Source organism: Bacillus timonensis, assembly GCF_004799755.1.
Lineage (GTDB): Bacteria > Bacillota > Bacilli > Bacillales > Bacillaceae_L > Ferdinandcohnia > Ferdinandcohnia timonensis_A.
Window position 1 is genome coordinate 1 of sequence record NZ_SLUB01000044.1, and the last position, 14,964, is coordinate 14,964.

Consider the following 14,964-nt stretch of genomic DNA (forward strand, 5'->3'; position numbering starts at 1 on the left):
AAATACCAAAAAATGGGAACAAACAACAATTTTATTCATGATTGTTGTTTTAGCTCCCAAGCAAAAAAACTAACTGTAAATATATTACTTTTTATCAAAATAAATGCAATTATGCAAAGCTAGTGGGGACGAGCCTCTGTCTCCCTCTAAAAAATAGGTTACCTTCACGGTTATATATGCATAGGATAATTTATCAAATCGTGGAGGGATCATGAAAAAATGTATTATGTACCGAATATGTATCATCATTACCATCATCACCCGTACTATATGAATGTACCGATGCATTACTGGAACCAATGGGGATATCATCATACACCGATGCACAGAGAACCAATTGATTTCAAGGATCATGGAAAAAGGCCATATGTAATCAATATCAATGAAGCTTCAAAACTTAACAATACGTATCGTACAGCGATTTGGACGGGAAACCATTTGCAAGTGACCTTAATGAGTCTTCATGTTGGGGAAGATATTGGTTTGGAAGTGCATCCAAATGTCGACCAATTCTTGCGTCTTGAACAAGGGCATGGCATTGTTCAAATGGGGAAAAGTAAAGATCATTTGAACTTTGTACGTGAAGTCAATGAGGACTCAGCCATTTTCATACCTGCAGGAACGTGGCACAATGTCACGAATACAGGAAACATTCCATTAAAACTTTATTCCATCTATGCACCACCAAATCATCCATTCGGTACGGTTCATAGAACGAAAATGGAAGCTGAACAACAAGAGCATCATTAAAAATGAAATACTGCGATATGCTCAAAAACGAAAGGGAAGGATTCTTCATATTTCAGAAGTGAACCTTCCCTTTTCTGTTACCATCAACTATGATTATGAAACGTCTCACTATACAACATAAAATCCTCAATTTTATCCCTGTTCGGTTCATAGCCAATACCGGGACCGTTTGGAACCTCAATATACCCATCCTTCATTGTGACTTCCGGGGTAATAATGTCATCTTGCCAATAATGGGCAGATGGGGCGGTATCTCCGGGTAAAATGAAGTTTGCTAGACTCGTAATCGCGATATTATGTGCTCGCCCGATTCCTGCTTCAAGCATTCCTCCACACCACATCGGAATATTGTTTTTTATACACAAGTCATGAATCCTTAAGGATTCAGTGATTCCGCCAACCCGACCAATTTTAAGATTCATGATTTTTCCACTTCCAATTTCAATTGCTTTTCGAACATCTTCTGCCGTGTGGATCGATTCATCTAGGCAGATAGGGATCTTTAATTCTTTTTGCAGTCTTGCATGATCAATTAAATCATCAAAGCCGAATGGCTGCTCAACCATCATCAGATTGAACTCATCCAATTGTGTAAGGTAGGGAATATCATCAATGGTATACGCACAATTTGCATCTGCCATTAGCGGAATATCAGGAAACTCCCGGCGAATTGCTTTTAAAATATTCATGTCCCAACCAGGCATAATTTTGACTTTAATGCGCTTGTAGCCTTTAGAAACAAAGCCTTCAATTTTTTGAAGGAGTTCTTTTTCAGACTTTTGGATGCCAACACTTACTCCGACTTCAATTTTGTCTTTTACACCGCCAATGGCTTTAGCCAATGAGATTCCCTGTTCCTTTGCGAAGAGGTCCCAAATCGCGCCATCTAAGGCAGCCTTGGCATTATAGTTTCCGCGTAAATCCTTGAATGCATTTGACACATCGTCAGGATGTTGAATCTCAGTATTCATAAGCTTCGGTATTAAAATATCCTTCAGCATATGCCAATTGGTTTTAACCGTTTCTTCATGATAAATTGGAATGGCATCAGAGACGGTTTCCGCCCAACCAGAGAGGCCACTTTTGGATTTCACTTCTACTAAGATAAAGTCTTTATCTGCTAATGTTCCAACACTCGTTTTAAAAGGATAGAGCAATCGCATTCTCATATATCGCAAAACAATACTTTTAATTTCCATGCTTGAATCTCCTCGTACACATTATTTTTCTAGAAGATACATGTAGTGCCCGTTATTTTCAGGGTCCTTCACTAAATCTGTGACAACCCAACCGTGTTCCAAATAATGAGTAAACACCTTTTTTGTTTTTTCTCTCCACTGTAACGCAGTATCAAAGTTCATTTTCTTTATTTCTTGAAAATTACCTGGCACCGGAACGAACAAAGCCTCGCTGGATTCTTCCAACTCTATTTCTCCAGGCGTTAAACACCCATCTATAAATTTAGTTTGGATTAAGACGGTGGACGCACTTATATCGCAATTTCTGTTCTCGCTATTCGTTTCAGTAACAGACCATTCTACTACAAAACGATCCGTGGAAATCCCGTCATTCATGCCGTCCGTCATTTCTCCATAGGCATTTTCGATATAAGAGGTACAGACTGCACCTAATTTATGTAGGTTCAAATTACCGTTCACTGTTTCAAGAGGGTCATAGGTCCAAGAGATTAAATCATATCCCATTTCGGCTGCCAATTTCCTTTGTTCATGTTTTAATTTTTCACCGATTCCTTGCTTGCGATAATCAGAGTGAATTCCTAGACTATGAGAGACTAGGTAAGGCTTTTTGCCGTTGAAGCCAGGAAAACTATATTGAAAACCAATGAGTTCTTCTTTGTAAAATGCACCTAATATAAATCCGCCGTTTTTTATGGTTGCAGCTGTATGACTGATTGGAACCGTGTCCTCAGGGCTCCAAACCATCGATTCTAATTTGTGAACCTGCTGCAAATCGGCAATGGATTTTACATTCTTAATGATCATGGTTGATAAAATATCTTGTTGCATCGTTGTCCTCCTAGTGTTCCGATTCAAAGTTATTAAACTCATACCTATTATTATAAATGATAACGATGAATTATCGAATTTTTTAGAAGAGGGGGATATATACGAAAAAAAAGTGCTTGCATTCCATAGGTTCATGGAAGAAGCACTTTTACGTTATTTATCTAAGAAAAACAAACTAATTTCCGGTACAAAACTAATAATGATGATGTCTACAATTAACATAAGGAGGAACGGAATGATCGCCCGAACCACTTTTTCTAATCGTAGGTTAGCAATATTGGAAGCTACGAATAAGTTAATCCCAACTGGTGGTGTGATGAAACCAATTGCAAGGTTTACGACCATGATAACTCCAAAGTGAACTGGGTCGATACCAACAGCTGTTGTAACTGGAAGCAAGATTGGTGCCATGATGATAATCGCAGCCGATGTTTCTAAAAATGTACCTACAATTAATAGAATGATATTAATAATAATCAGTACGATAATCGGATTTGATGAAATTTCAAGTAGCGCATTTGTAATTTGAAGTGGAATTTGTTCCCTTGTTAAAATAAATCCAAAAATCGATGCACAGGCAATAATAAACATAATAACCGCCGATGTAACAGCTGATTGGATAAAGACCTCCGGTAAATCCTTCCACTTAATTTCACGATAAATAAATAGACCAACAATTAATCCATAAACAACAGCTACAACAGAAGCTTCAGTTGGAGTGAAGACGCCGCCGTAGATTCCACCAAGAATGATAACAGGCATTAAAATCGCTAGGATTGCTCGATTAAAGGATGTGAAGACATCCCCCATAGAGCTCTTTTCTTCTTTCCCATAACCACGTTTTTTAGAAATAATGTAAGCAACTGCAATTAAAGAAATCCCAACAAAAATACCAGGTAATATTCCAGCGATAAATAAATCACTAATCGATGCACCAGCGATTACACCAAATAAAATCATTGGAACACTTGGTGGAATCATAACACCGATTGTACCACCAGCTGCTTGAATAGCAGTAGAGAAGCTCTTATCATAACCTTTTTGAACCATGGCTGGAATCATGATGGCCCCAACGGCTGCTGTTGTTGCCGCACCAGATCCTGAAATAGCAGCAAAGAACATACATGTTACAACGGAAACAATTGCTAGACCACCGTGCATTCTACCAACAATCGTCATCGCAAAGTCAACTAGCCTTTTCGAAATTCCGCCAACCTCCATTAGCTTACCAGCAAGGATGAAGAAAGGGACAGCCATTAATGTAAAAGAGTCTGTTGCTGTGAACATTTTTTGGACAATAACCATTAATGGTACATTATCTTGAATCATCAATACAATCATAGAAGCGAGACCAAGAGCAACTGCGATTGGTATATTAATAAAGAAAAGAACGAGTAAGATCCCAAAAAGTAACCAAGCCATTAGTTCTTCGCCTCCTTATTCCATTCGGAAATGACGACATAAAGCAGATTGATAATGAACAGGATGCTAGATATCGGAATGACTGTATAGATATATCCCATTGGTATCTGGAGGACAGGAGACTTCTGAATCATGCTACGTCCGATAAAGTCAAAGCTGTGAACGATAACCTGCCAAAAGAAAAAGATAACAAGAATTGAAATAACCACATTTAGTATTTTCTTTACGGTTGGTCCAAATGCTTCATAGAGAATTTCGACCCCGGGGTGTGCTTTTACACTCATTCCATAGCCTGCCCCAAGGAACGTGGTCCACACGAGTAAATAACGTCCTAATTCCTCAGTCCATGCTAATGGCTGCTCAAGCACGAATCGGAAGATAACCTGTAAAAAGACAACAACTACTAAAACAAAAAACAGAACGATCAGTATCCACTTAAAAATTCCATTTATAAAATCTACTATCTTTTTAATCACCTGTATTTCCCCTTATATTCAAATCAAATACGCCTTGGTGTATTTGCGCCCAGATTTTTTAGGCCCACACGAGGTGGGTCACAAAGACGTTGCCACAGGAAGTGGCGTTTTTAGTCTTTGATCTTATGCTCGAAAAGTTTCCTTTGAAAATCTGTGGCATCCGCCGGAGGCTTTTAACTTTATTCAGTCGGGGTTCAAACCCCGCCTGAATAAAGTTAAAAACTTGGTGTGCTTAGCACTCACCAAGTTTTTTTATTTAGATTAATTTCCGTTTAAGATGGCTTCGATGTTTTCTTTACCAAAGTCTTTTTCGTATTTTTCATATACAGACTGAATGGCATCACGGAATGGTTGTACATCAACATCTTCGATTACTTCCATGCCCGCGTCTTTAACAACTTGTAAAGAATCTGTGTCGGCTTGTGTACTTAGTTCGCGTACTTTATCACCAGCAATTTTTGCTTCTTCCTTAAGAATGTCTTGGTATTCAGCAGGAAGTGTATCCCAAACAGATTTACTAAACATTACAACGGCAGGTGAATAAATATGTCCTGTTAACGTCATGTATTTTTGGTTTGAATCATAAAGCTTATACGTGTCAGCAATAATTAATGGATTTTCCTGTGCGTCAACTACGCCTTGTTGAAGGGCAGTTAATGCTTCATTCCAAGCCATTGGAGTTGGTTGTGCGCCTAGTGCATTGAATGCATCAAGGTGAATTTGGTTTTCTTGAGTACGGATTTTTAAACCTTTTAAGTCTTCAGGTTTTGTAATAGGATGCTTGCTGTTTGTGATATGGCGGAAACCATTTTCAGCCCAAGCAAGACCTACAAGTCCTACATCTTCCATACCAGCTAAGAGATCTTGACCAACTTGTCTATCAAGAACACTGTATGCATGCTCTCTTGATTCAAATAAGAATGGTAAATCAACAATTCCGATTTGTGGATAGAAGTTTGCAATTGGTGCTGTTGATGAAATGGACATATCAGCAGTTCCAAGTGTAAGTGCTTCTGTTAATTCTCTCTCTGCACCTAATTGGTTTAGTGGGAAAATTTCAATGTTCACTTTTCCATCTGTACGTTCTTTCACGTTTTTCGCTAAATCAAGTAATGCAAGGTGATAAGGGTGCTCTTCTGTTTGAGAATGCCCCGCCTTAAATGTGTATGTTTTTCCATCGTCTTTAGCGCCCTCAGATGCTGATGAGTCGCTTTCTTTGCTGGATTCAGTCCCTCCACATGCTGCTAAAACTAATGCAAACACTAGAAAAAGTACCATCCATGAAAGTTTTCTTCCTTTCACGATAAAGCCCCCTTATTGTCAGAAAATTTTATATGATATTGAACATTATAACACCTTTTTTTCATTTTTCTACAATATTTTATGTTTTTTGATAATTTTTTTCGTGAAAGCGGTAAAGTAGGAGGATTTTTTATCGGAGTGGCAATTTATTATATTTATATAACGTTTTGGACGTTGGGTCTTAATAAAAAGGAAAAAGGGAATCGTTCAATAACGATTCCCTTTCCTGTTATTTACCAAGGCTTTGTAAATACTCAACTAACGCATTTATTTGATTATCATCTAGTGTGTCCTTAAATGGAGGCATACCGGCGCTACCATTTTGAATTTGATTGAGCAATTGGTCCTTATCTTTCAGCATGTCGCTCTTCTGTAAATTTGGTCCATTATGACCGCCTTCACCATTGTCACCGTGACATGCTAAACAGTTGTTTTTATATATATCTGCGCCCTCATGTACAGATGATTTGTCTCCTTCTTCTGCATCCTGCTTCTTATCGGTTGCAGCAGGGTCGTTGGCAGTTGGTGAAATGTTGATTTTGTCTTCAGGTATATCTTCTAGGGATGCATAAGCGCCTTCTAGTGAGAAGGTGTAAATCTTGTCACCATGTGTAGTCCCTGCAAGTGAGTTACCCGCAGCAAAAATAGAGATATATTGTTTTCCATCAATTTCATAAGTGATAGGAGGTGCGTTTGCTCCTGCATCCATTTTAAATTCCCATAATTCATCCCCATTAGTGGCATCGAATGCAATGATTCTTCCGTCGTTGTGTCCTGCAAATAGAAGATCTCCTTTTGTCGTCAATAGTCCACTATAGGCAATTTGATCCCAATGTTTTTGCCATACAATTTTATTTGTTTTAATATCCATGGCTGTTACAACACCACGACCAGGAGCACCATTTACCGGTTGCCATACACTTCCAAGCCATACTTCGCCTTCTTTGTAATTGTTCGCCTCATCCTCTTCACGATGTGAGAATGAGAAATACGTATCGTTTGCTAATAAGTAGAAAAGCTCAGTATTTGGATTATATGCCGAAGGTGGCCAGTTTGCCCCACCTTGTGGGGACGGTTTTAGGGTGACGAATTCGTCCCAGAAAGGTGTGAAGATGTCTCCGATTTTGCCTTTCCAATCGCTAGGAAAATCCTTTTTGACATCTTCCTCTGTCACTCCCTGAGGGATAAAAGCATCCCCGACTGGGAACGGCTGAGTTGCAGCTGTTTTTTGTCTTTCATCCTGTGGAACGGGCTTCTCTTCAATTCCGACAAGCGGCTTCCCATTTGTTCGATCTAAAATGTAAAGCCAGCCCGTTTTCCCAGCTTGTGCAATCCCTTTTCTCTGCTTACCATCCATTTCAACGTCAAAAAGAACAACAGGGTTTGGCGCATCCATATCCCATATATCATGATGAACTTCCTGGAAGTGCCATTTGTATTCACCTGTTTTTGCGTCTAAGGCGAGTACAGAATCAGCAAACAAATTGTCTCCTTCACGTTTGCTTCCATCAAGGTCTGGTGATGGATTACCAGTAGAGAGATAGAGGAGGCCTAGCTCCGGGTCAATAGCAGGTGTTTGCCATACAGCTGCTCCACCTCTCTTCCAGGAATCATTATCCTGTGGCCAAGTGTCATGTCCAACTTCATCAGGTCCTGGGACAGTATGAGTTTTCCAAACTTGTTCTCCCTTCTCGGCATCGAAGGCAGCAACAAATCCACGAATCCCATATTCGCCACCAGCAACTCCCGTATATACCATTCCGTTATAATAAAGGGGGGCACTTGTAATATTGTATCCTTTTTCCCAATCCTCTACTTTTGTTTCCCAGATAATTTCGCCTGTTTTTTGATCCAAGGCAATTAACCTAGCATCTAACAGTCCAACATAAACCTTTCCATCTCCTAAACCAACACCTCTACTTGTCCAACCACAGCAGACAGTATCTAGATTTGCAGCTAATTCAGGACGGTATTCCCATATTAATTCACCTGTTTTTGCGTCAATTGCTTGAACGTCATCTGCTCCGGTAATGGTGAACATGACTCCATCATAAACGATTGGCGTAGCTTCACCAGAGTACTTAAATTCATAACCTGAACCTAAACTTGTGACCCATTCAGCTTTTAAACCTTTTACATTTGATTTATTGATTTTTTCCAATGGAGAGTACCTTCCATTAAAGATACTTCCACCGTGAGTGATCCAGTCACCTGCTGGTGCAGCTGTTAAATCATCAGCCGAAAATTTTGGAGCTAATTTCCCTGGATAATCCTTGTGCTGTACTGAAAAATGCTTACTCTTGTCTACCTTTTGATTTTCTTTCTTTTGGTTTTCAACGCCTTGTTCCGCCTGCTCTTCGTCCCCGATATTATTTGAAATAATTACACCGGCTCCGATGGCAATCACAAGCAGTAAGGCGATGATAATCCATACAAACTTTCTCATGCCTAAAAACTCCTTTCCATAGTGATAATGGTGATAATTGCTAAAATAACTTTTTATAATTTGCCCGGCTTTAAATAAAATAATCCTTCTTTGTGATAGATTTTGAGGGGGAATTTTCGCTGTCTTACTAATATTCCAAACGAAACAGGGAAAACTTTCTTGAGTAAATTTGTAAGCAATTATCTTGTCATGTTACTTAAGCTATGTTAATTTTAAGTTATGTAACATTAGCGGGAGGATAAACCGATGGAGTTTGTCGATCCAATTAGGGATGTAACCAAAATTAATGAAATCAAATCTGTGTTAAAAAAGCAGTCACAACGAGACCTTTTGCTTTTTGTATTCGGGATAAATACAGGAATTAAGATAAGTGATTTGCTCTCATTACGTATTGAGGACGTATGGGATGATTCAGGTATGAAGGAATTTCTATATGTGAAGGATAGTGGAGAACTAAAAGCCTACTACCTAAACAATATGATCAAGAATGAACTGAGTGAGTATTTACGCACGATTGAGTGTAAAGGCAGTGATTTTTTATTTAAATCAAAGAAGGATAACCAACCAATTTCTAGGCAACAGGCTTATCGAATTATCAACCATGCTGCTAGAGAAGTTGGGATACCTGGAAAGATTGGGACACATACGCTTCGGAAAACATTTGGTTATCATGCCTACCTAAAAGGTATTGCAATATCCATCTTAATGGATATTTATAATCATCACTCCCCATCAGAGACATTCAAGTATATCGGAATCAATAAGGAAGAAAAGAATTTAGTAAAAGTGGATGTAAACCTATAATCAGCGGATCGAAGATTAAAAGCGCCACGTCCTTGATCTATTCGTCTTTATGACTCACATCGTCTGGACCTAAAAAAACCTCCACCAAAGAGGTGGAGGTTTTATAAGAAGTTATCATCATCTATATTTGGATTCATATCAACATTTGTAAAATCAGTTACGATATCATCATTTACTTGGACCTGTAACGTCTTCTGATCCTTCATAAATTTAAAAATTCCATTATTAAAGTCAGTGCCAAATTCTTTGAAGAAGATTCCTTCATAGATCACATCTTTTGTATGTTTAAAGATAAGACGATATTGCTCATCGTCTTGGACTAGATATGCACGAACTCCTTTTTCAAATTGACCTTCCGTATATTTAAGGTAACGTGCAACTGAAATGATATGGAGGTCAACAAAAGGGATTTCTTTTAAAAGTGAGTTAATAATTGACCCTTTTGCAATTTGCTCCCAACGACTTTGCGCGGTTTGCCCAAGGATGATTTGAGTAACGTTTTTCTCTCTTGCAACATCTGCAATCACTTTTGAGATGGGTCTTTTTTCATTGTCTTTTATAATAAACGCATCCGCACTATGTTGGTCAGCTAGTTCTTTCCATCTCTCAATGTAGCTTACCTTTTCAGGATCAAGGTCATCGAAAGGCTTTGGGTCTACGGTTAGGATATAGAGTGGGCAATCTAGCATTTTTGCAATCTTGCATCCACGTTGGATGAGACGTTCACCATTTGGTCCATAATATACACAGACAAGAATACTCTCGTCCATTCTTTCTTTTATCAATTTCATTAGTACTCACCTCAGAGTTGATGTGAAATCATTGGCCTAGCCAATTTCCGTTTCATAAATACCTAGAAATAAGGAACTCTTATAGAGAGAAGCCCCTTAATTTAGCTGGGCATACATTTAACACACCACCTAAAAAAATAAAAAAATGTCTATATATTTATAAACTATGTATGACTATATCGCATGCTACAAAATGAGTCAATCCATTAACGTGATTTGTAAAAAATATCCGTATTTAAGGAGGGGATTCCATTGCATTGGTTCCAATTTTTAATCATGTTACCATTTATTTTTGCCGTGTTTGTTCCTATATTATATAAAACATTTACCCCAAGAATTCACACAGGCTGGTTCGTTCTCTTCGTGCCACTTCTGATATTTTCTTATCTTATAACATTTATTCCCACTATTGCAAACGGGAATACCATCATCTCAAGCATTCCTTGGATGCCATCCTATGATATCAACTTTACTGCCTATATCGATGGTTTAGGTCTAATTTTTGGTTTGTTAATAACGGGTATAGGTGCATTGGTCATTTTATATTCCATTTTTTATTTATCGAAAGAACGTGAAGCACTCCATAACTTCTATGTGTATTTACTGATGTTTATGGGAGCGATGCTCGGGCTAGTATTTTCCGATAATGTTTTTGTGTTATATGTATTTTGGGAAATGACAAGTGTGTCTTCCTTCTTATTAATTGCGTACTGGTATGAACGTGAAAAATCACGCTATGGTGCACAAAAATCAATGTTGATTACGATTTTTGGTGGTTTAGCGATGCTTGCTGGTCTTGTTATGATTTCGAGTAGTTCTGGAACGTATAGTATTCGTGAAATGCTGATAAATGTTGATACAATTACATCAAGTGCTTTATTCATTCCGGCAATGGTATTAATTCTTCTCGGAGCCTTTACAAAATCAGCTCAGTTTCCGTTTAGCATTTGGCTACCAGATGCGATGGAAGCTCCAACACCTATCAGTGCATACTTGCACTCAGCCACAATGGTAAAAGCGGGGATCTATTTAGTCGCACGACTCACGCCTATTTTTGGTGGCTCAAACGTTTGGTTTTGGTTGGTTACAGGTGTGGGATTAATTACGCTGCTTTATGGCTCCGTCAATGCGGTGAGGCAGACGGATTTAAAAGCACTATTAGCTTATTCAACCATCAGTCAATTAGGTTTAATTATGAGCCTTTTGGGTCTTGGTTCTGCTGCCATGTATTTCGGATTAGGAGACGAAACTGTCATTTATGGTACTGCCATCTTTGCAGCTATTTTTCATTTAGTTAATCACTCAACCTTTAAGGGAAGTCTCTTTATGGTAGTAGGGATTATTGACCATGAAACGGGGACTCGTGATATTCGAAGACTGGGTGGACTCATCCATCTAATGCCAATATCTTTCACACTTACCGTAATCGGTGGTTTTTCAATGGCAGGATTGCCTCCATTTAATGGTTTCTTAAGTAAAGAAATGTTTTTTGCAGCGGTAAATAACGCTGCAAACATGGAGTTTTTCCACATGGGGACAATTGGGATACTTATTCCGATTATTGCATGGATAGCAAGTGTCTTTACTTTCATTTATTGTATGATCCTTGTATTTAAAACGTTTAGAGGGAAATATAAACTCGACAATGATCGTGTTGTCCATGAAGCACCACTAGGCATGCTGATTTCACCAATTATTCTAGGTTCGCTTGTGATTGTTGGCTTCTTTTTCCCTAATCTCCTTTCAAACTATTTATTAAAGCCAGCATTAACTTCCGTATTACCTGTGCTTTCAGAGGCAGAGGTAGTAGATCTTAAAATAAAAGCTTGGCATGGCTTTTTCAGCCTGGAGTTATGGATGACAATCGGGGTTGTTGTTCTGGGGGCGGTTCTTTATCTCAATCTTAGAAAGTGGTACAAAGTTTATAATTTTTATCCACAGTCCTTAACGATCAACAATCTTTACAATCTGGCTTTAAATAAAATGGAGCAGATTTCTGGTTCAATCACAAATTTTTACATGACCGGTTATATACGGGACTATCTCGTTTATATCATTGGCTTTTTGATTTTAGTTGTCGGAGGATCTATTTGGTTATTGGACGGAGTATCCTTTGATTCTTCAAATGACGCACCGGTTACGTTTTTCGAAATAGCCGTCATGATTGTTGCGGTTGTTTCAGCCGGTACAGTGTTATTCTCAAAATCAAGAATTACGTCCATTGTTTCGGTGGGGGCTCTAGGATTTTTAGTTGCATTCTTCTTTGTATTATTCAGAGCGCCTGATTTAGCGTTAACACAACTTGTTGTGGAGACTGTAACAACAGCACTTTTCTTGCTTTGTTTTTATCACTTACCGCAATTGCGCAAGGAAATTAGTCAAATTCCATTTAAGTTAACGAATGCGCTTATTTCTATTGGGGCAGGAGCAGTCGTAACAATCGTGGCTTTATCTGTGAATGGAAATCGACTTTTTGATTCTATTTCAAGCTACTATGAAAATGCATACGAGCTTGCAGGCGCAAAAAATATCGTTAATGCCATACTCGTTGATTTCCGTGGGATTGATACGATGTTAGAAATTCTTGTTTTAAGTATTGCAGGTCTCGGTGTGTATTCATTAATCAAACTACGTTTAGCGAAGGAGGGATCAGATGAAAGAGCCAAATGATGTCATTATACGTAGCGTAACGAAGGTTGCAGTAATTATCATTTTTACTTTTGCCATCAACTTGTTTATTTCGGGTCACCACCATCCCGGCGGTGGATTCATTGGAGGTTTAACATTTTCGGCGGGATTGGTTCTTCTGTTCCTCACTTATGATATTGAAACGGTTCGAAAAAATCTGCCTCTCGATTTTAAAGTGGTTGCAGCGATAGGGGTCTTAATCGCAGTTGGTACAGGACTTGGCAGCATCTTGTTTGATGCTCCATTTTTAACACAAACTTTTGGATATTTTGAACTTCCTGTTTTCGGAAAGACGGAAATCGCTTCAGCTGTTTTATTTGATGTAGGTGTCGCCTTGGCAGTTATAGGAACATCGCTCACAATTATTATGAGTATAGGTGATGACAGGTAATGGAAACTTTAATGTCAATTTTAGTAGGAATCTTATTTACGATCGGGATTTATCTGATCTTAACGAAAACTCTATTACGAATCATTTTAGGAACCTCTATACTCGGTCATAGTGTGAACTTACTCATTATTACAATGGGAGGGCTTGAAAAAGGCGGACCTCCTTTGCTGGGAATAAAGGGGTTATCCTATGTAGATTCTTTGCCACAGGCACTACTTTTAACAGCGATAGTTATCAACTTTGCAACAACAGCATTATTTTTAGTGCTAAGTTACCGTGCATATAAGGTCCTAGGCACGGACGATACAAGAAGCTTGAGAGGTAAAAACGATGGGTAATTTAGTTATTTTTCCAATTATCATTCCAATTATTGTTGGGATGATTATGGTTATATTTCGAAAAAATATACGGCTGCACAGGGTACTTAGTCTTGTTGCAGTAATCAGTGTTTTCATCATTTCTCTGGTGCTAATGCATCGGATTAAAATAGAAGGAATTCAGGTTCTCCAATTAGGTGGTTGGGAAGCCCCGTTTGGAGTAAGTATGGTTGCCGACATGTTAGCTGTAATCCTTGTCATGGTCACGAGTATTGTGACGTTCTGTTGTCTAATTTATGCGTTTAAAACAATCGGGGAGAAAAGAGAATTATTTTATTTTTATCCGCTCTTTTTGTTTTTGATCACTGGTGTAAATGGTTCCTTTTTGACAGGGGATATTTTTAACTTATTCGTTTGTTTTGAAGTCATGCTTGTTTCTTCATATGTCTTGATTTCTTTAGGTGGCATGAAAATCCAACTTCGCGAATCTATCAAATATATTTTAGTGAACTTAATATCGTCATTTTTATTTTTAGTGGCAGTTGCTTATTTATATGCGATGACAGGGACATTGAATATGGCTCATTTATCTGTTCGTATTGCTGAGGTTGGTCAAGATGGCGTCATGACAACGGTAGCGATTTTATTTTTAATTGTATTTAGTCTAAAAGCAGGTTTGTTTTTATTCTTTTGGCTACCAGGATCATACAGTGCCCCACCAACGGCGATTGCAGCTATCTTTGCAGCACTGTTAACAAAGGTAGGGATTTATTCGATTATGAGGGTGTTTACGCTTGTGTTCTATCATGAGCCAGAGGTGACCCATTTATTAATCGGAATTTTGGCGGCCATTACGATGCTACTAGGAGCATTTGGCGCAGTCGCCTATTGGGATGTTAAAAAAATAATTACCTACAATGTAGTCGTGGGTGTTGGCTTTATATTAGCGGGAGTCGCTTCGCTTACAGCAGAAGGAATCACGGGTTCTATCTATTATCTAATCCACGATATGATCGTGAAGGCGCTCATCTTTTTATTAGGGGGAACCATTATTTATTTCACGGGGACTAGTCATTTAAAAGAATTTAGTGGAATCATGCGGTTACAACCGAAATTCGGCTGGATGTTTTTTATCGCAGCATTATCTCTTTCGGGTATACCACCCCTTAGTGGATTTTTAGGGAAAATCTTTATCACAGAGGGAACGTTTGCCTCCGGTTATTTTTGGCTAGGTGGAATTGGATTACTCAGTAGTTTAATGGTTCTATACTCCATTATGAAAATCTTTATGGTCGGATTTTGGGGATACACGGACGTACCTGAAGAAAGTGAAACCAAATCATTAAAAGGTATGCTACTTCCAATGGGCATTCTTACAGCTTTAACGATTGCACTTGGCGTAGGGGCAGAAGGGATTAGCGAGTACGTTGATCTTGCGGTGGAAACTATTATGAATCCAAACATCTATATTGAAGCAGTATTGGGTGGAGCTTTTGTGGAATAGAAGAATGAAAGTATCGTTTTACACGGTTTGTTTATAAGAAAGGGGT

The 14,964-nt window shown here is 38.5% G+C and carries 13 protein-coding genes; 6 read left to right on the forward strand and 7 right to left on the reverse strand.

Translation table 11 applies throughout. The features are described from left to right. The first annotated feature begins 219 nt into the window (after positions 1-219). Positions 220-750: a cupin domain-containing protein gene (locus E1I69_RS18305; protein WP_136381000.1), complete on the forward strand. Its 531-nt coding sequence runs from the start codon at positions 220-222 to the stop codon at positions 748-750. Between the two features lie 83 nt (positions 751-833). Here E1I69_RS18305 and menC read toward each other — a convergent pair whose 3' ends face one another. The 6 genes from menC to E1I69_RS18335 form a co-directional block, all read right to left on the reverse strand. After that, positions 834-1,949: an o-succinylbenzoate synthase gene (gene menC / locus E1I69_RS18310; RefSeq protein WP_136381001.1), complete on the reverse strand. Its 1,116-nt coding sequence runs from the start codon at positions 1,947-1,949 to the stop codon at positions 834-836. Between the two features lie 21 nt (positions 1,950-1,970). Beyond that, complete coding sequence (locus tag E1I69_RS18315; protein ID WP_136381002.1) at positions 1,971-2,777, reverse strand: GNAT family N-acetyltransferase; 807 nt, start codon at positions 2,775-2,777, stop codon at positions 1,971-1,973. Between the two features lie 153 nt (positions 2,778-2,930). Beyond that, positions 2,931-4,199 carry a TRAP transporter large permease gene (locus E1I69_RS18320; protein ID WP_136381003.1) on the reverse strand — a complete coding sequence of 423 codons (1,269 nt, stop codon included), beginning with the start codon at positions 4,197-4,199 and terminating at the stop codon, positions 2,931-2,933. Then, entirely contained in the window at positions 4,199-4,675 is a 477-nt protein-coding gene (locus tag E1I69_RS18325) for a TRAP transporter small permease (protein WP_242634638.1), read from the reverse strand. Before E1I69_RS18325 ends, E1I69_RS18320 begins: the two co-directional genes overlap by 1 nt. Before the next feature lie 261 nt (positions 4,676-4,936). Continuing rightward, positions 4,937-5,977: a TRAP transporter substrate-binding protein gene (locus E1I69_RS18330; RefSeq protein WP_136381004.1), complete on the reverse strand. Its 1,041-nt coding sequence runs from the start codon at positions 5,975-5,977 to the stop codon at positions 4,937-4,939. A gap of 229 nt (positions 5,978-6,206) precedes the next feature. Next, positions 6,207-8,423 carry a PQQ-binding-like beta-propeller repeat protein gene (locus tag E1I69_RS18335; protein ID WP_136381005.1) on the reverse strand — a complete coding sequence of 739 codons (2,217 nt, stop codon included), beginning with the start codon at positions 8,421-8,423 and terminating at the stop codon, positions 6,207-6,209. Between the two features lie 246 nt (positions 8,424-8,669). Between E1I69_RS18335 and E1I69_RS18340 the strand changes: the two genes are divergently transcribed. Next, positions 8,670-9,227, forward strand: a complete 558-nt coding sequence (locus E1I69_RS18340) for a tyrosine-type recombinase/integrase (RefSeq protein ID WP_136381006.1) — start codon at positions 8,670-8,672, stop codon at positions 9,225-9,227. A gap of 101 nt (positions 9,228-9,328) precedes the next feature. Here the strand turns inward: E1I69_RS18340 and E1I69_RS18345 are convergent, their stop codons facing one another. Next, the gene (locus E1I69_RS18345; protein WP_136381007.1) at positions 9,329-10,018 is read right to left on the reverse strand and encodes a universal stress protein; all 690 of its coding nucleotides are present in this window, start codon (positions 10,016-10,018) and stop codon (positions 9,329-9,331) included. A 252-nt stretch (positions 10,019-10,270) separates the two neighbouring features. Between E1I69_RS18345 and E1I69_RS18350 the strand changes: the two genes are divergently transcribed. Genes E1I69_RS18350 through E1I69_RS18365 form a run of 4 tightly spaced genes read left to right on the forward strand, consistent with a single transcriptional unit; the run spans position 10,271 to position 14,918 of the window. Further along, positions 10,271-12,688, forward strand: coding sequence for a Na+/H+ antiporter subunit A (locus E1I69_RS18350; protein WP_136381008.1), 2,418 nt, complete (start codon positions 10,271-10,273; stop codon positions 12,686-12,688). Continuing rightward, positions 12,672-13,097 carry a Na(+)/H(+) antiporter subunit B gene (locus E1I69_RS18355; protein WP_136381009.1) on the forward strand — a complete coding sequence of 142 codons (426 nt, stop codon included), beginning with the start codon at positions 12,672-12,674 and terminating at the stop codon, positions 13,095-13,097. The genes E1I69_RS18350 and E1I69_RS18355 overlap by 17 nt, the downstream gene beginning before the upstream one ends. Then, the gene (locus E1I69_RS18360; protein ID WP_136381010.1) at positions 13,097-13,435 is read left to right on the forward strand and encodes a Na(+)/H(+) antiporter subunit C; all 339 of its coding nucleotides are present in this window, start codon (positions 13,097-13,099) and stop codon (positions 13,433-13,435) included. Before E1I69_RS18355 ends, E1I69_RS18360 begins: the two co-directional genes overlap by 1 nt. After that, a complete protein-coding gene (locus tag E1I69_RS18365) occupies positions 13,428-14,918 on the forward strand; it encodes a Na+/H+ antiporter subunit D (protein WP_136381011.1) in 1,491 nt (496 codons plus the stop codon). The genes E1I69_RS18360 and E1I69_RS18365 overlap by 8 nt, the downstream gene beginning before the upstream one ends. Positions 14,919-14,964 lie beyond the last annotated feature (46 nt).

What these genes read in the sequence shown, in the direction of transcription:
- E1I69_RS18340 (WP_136381006.1), top strand. Translation starts at nt 8,670, where the DNA reads ATGGAGTTTGTCGATCCAATTAGGGATGTAACCAAAATTAATGAAATC.
- menC (WP_136381001.1), bottom strand. Translation starts at nt 1,949, where the DNA reads ATGGAAATTAAAAGTATTGTTTTGCGATATATGAGAATGCGATTGCTC.
- E1I69_RS18365 (WP_136381011.1), top strand. Translation starts at nt 13,428, where the DNA reads ATGGGTAATTTAGTTATTTTTCCAATTATCATTCCAATTATTGTTGGG.
- E1I69_RS18315 (WP_136381002.1), bottom strand. Translation starts at nt 2,777, where the DNA reads ATGCAACAAGATATTTTATCAACCATGATCATTAAGAATGTAAAATCC.
- E1I69_RS18320 (WP_136381003.1), bottom strand. Translation starts at nt 4,199, where the DNA reads ATGGCTTGGTTACTTTTTGGGATCTTACTCGTTCTTTTCTTTATTAAT.
- E1I69_RS18345 (WP_136381007.1), bottom strand. Translation starts at nt 10,018, where the DNA reads ATGAAATTGATAAAAGAAAGAATGGACGAGAGTATTCTTGTCTGTGTA.
- E1I69_RS18355 (WP_136381009.1), top strand. Translation starts at nt 12,672, where the DNA reads ATGAAAGAGCCAAATGATGTCATTATACGTAGCGTAACGAAGGTTGCA.
- E1I69_RS18360 (WP_136381010.1), top strand. Translation starts at nt 13,097, where the DNA reads ATGGAAACTTTAATGTCAATTTTAGTAGGAATCTTATTTACGATCGGG.
- E1I69_RS18305 (WP_136381000.1), top strand. Translation starts at nt 220, where the DNA reads ATGTATTATGTACCGAATATGTATCATCATTACCATCATCACCCGTAC.
- E1I69_RS18335 (WP_136381005.1), bottom strand. Translation starts at nt 8,423, where the DNA reads ATGAGAAAGTTTGTATGGATTATCATCGCCTTACTGCTTGTGATTGCC.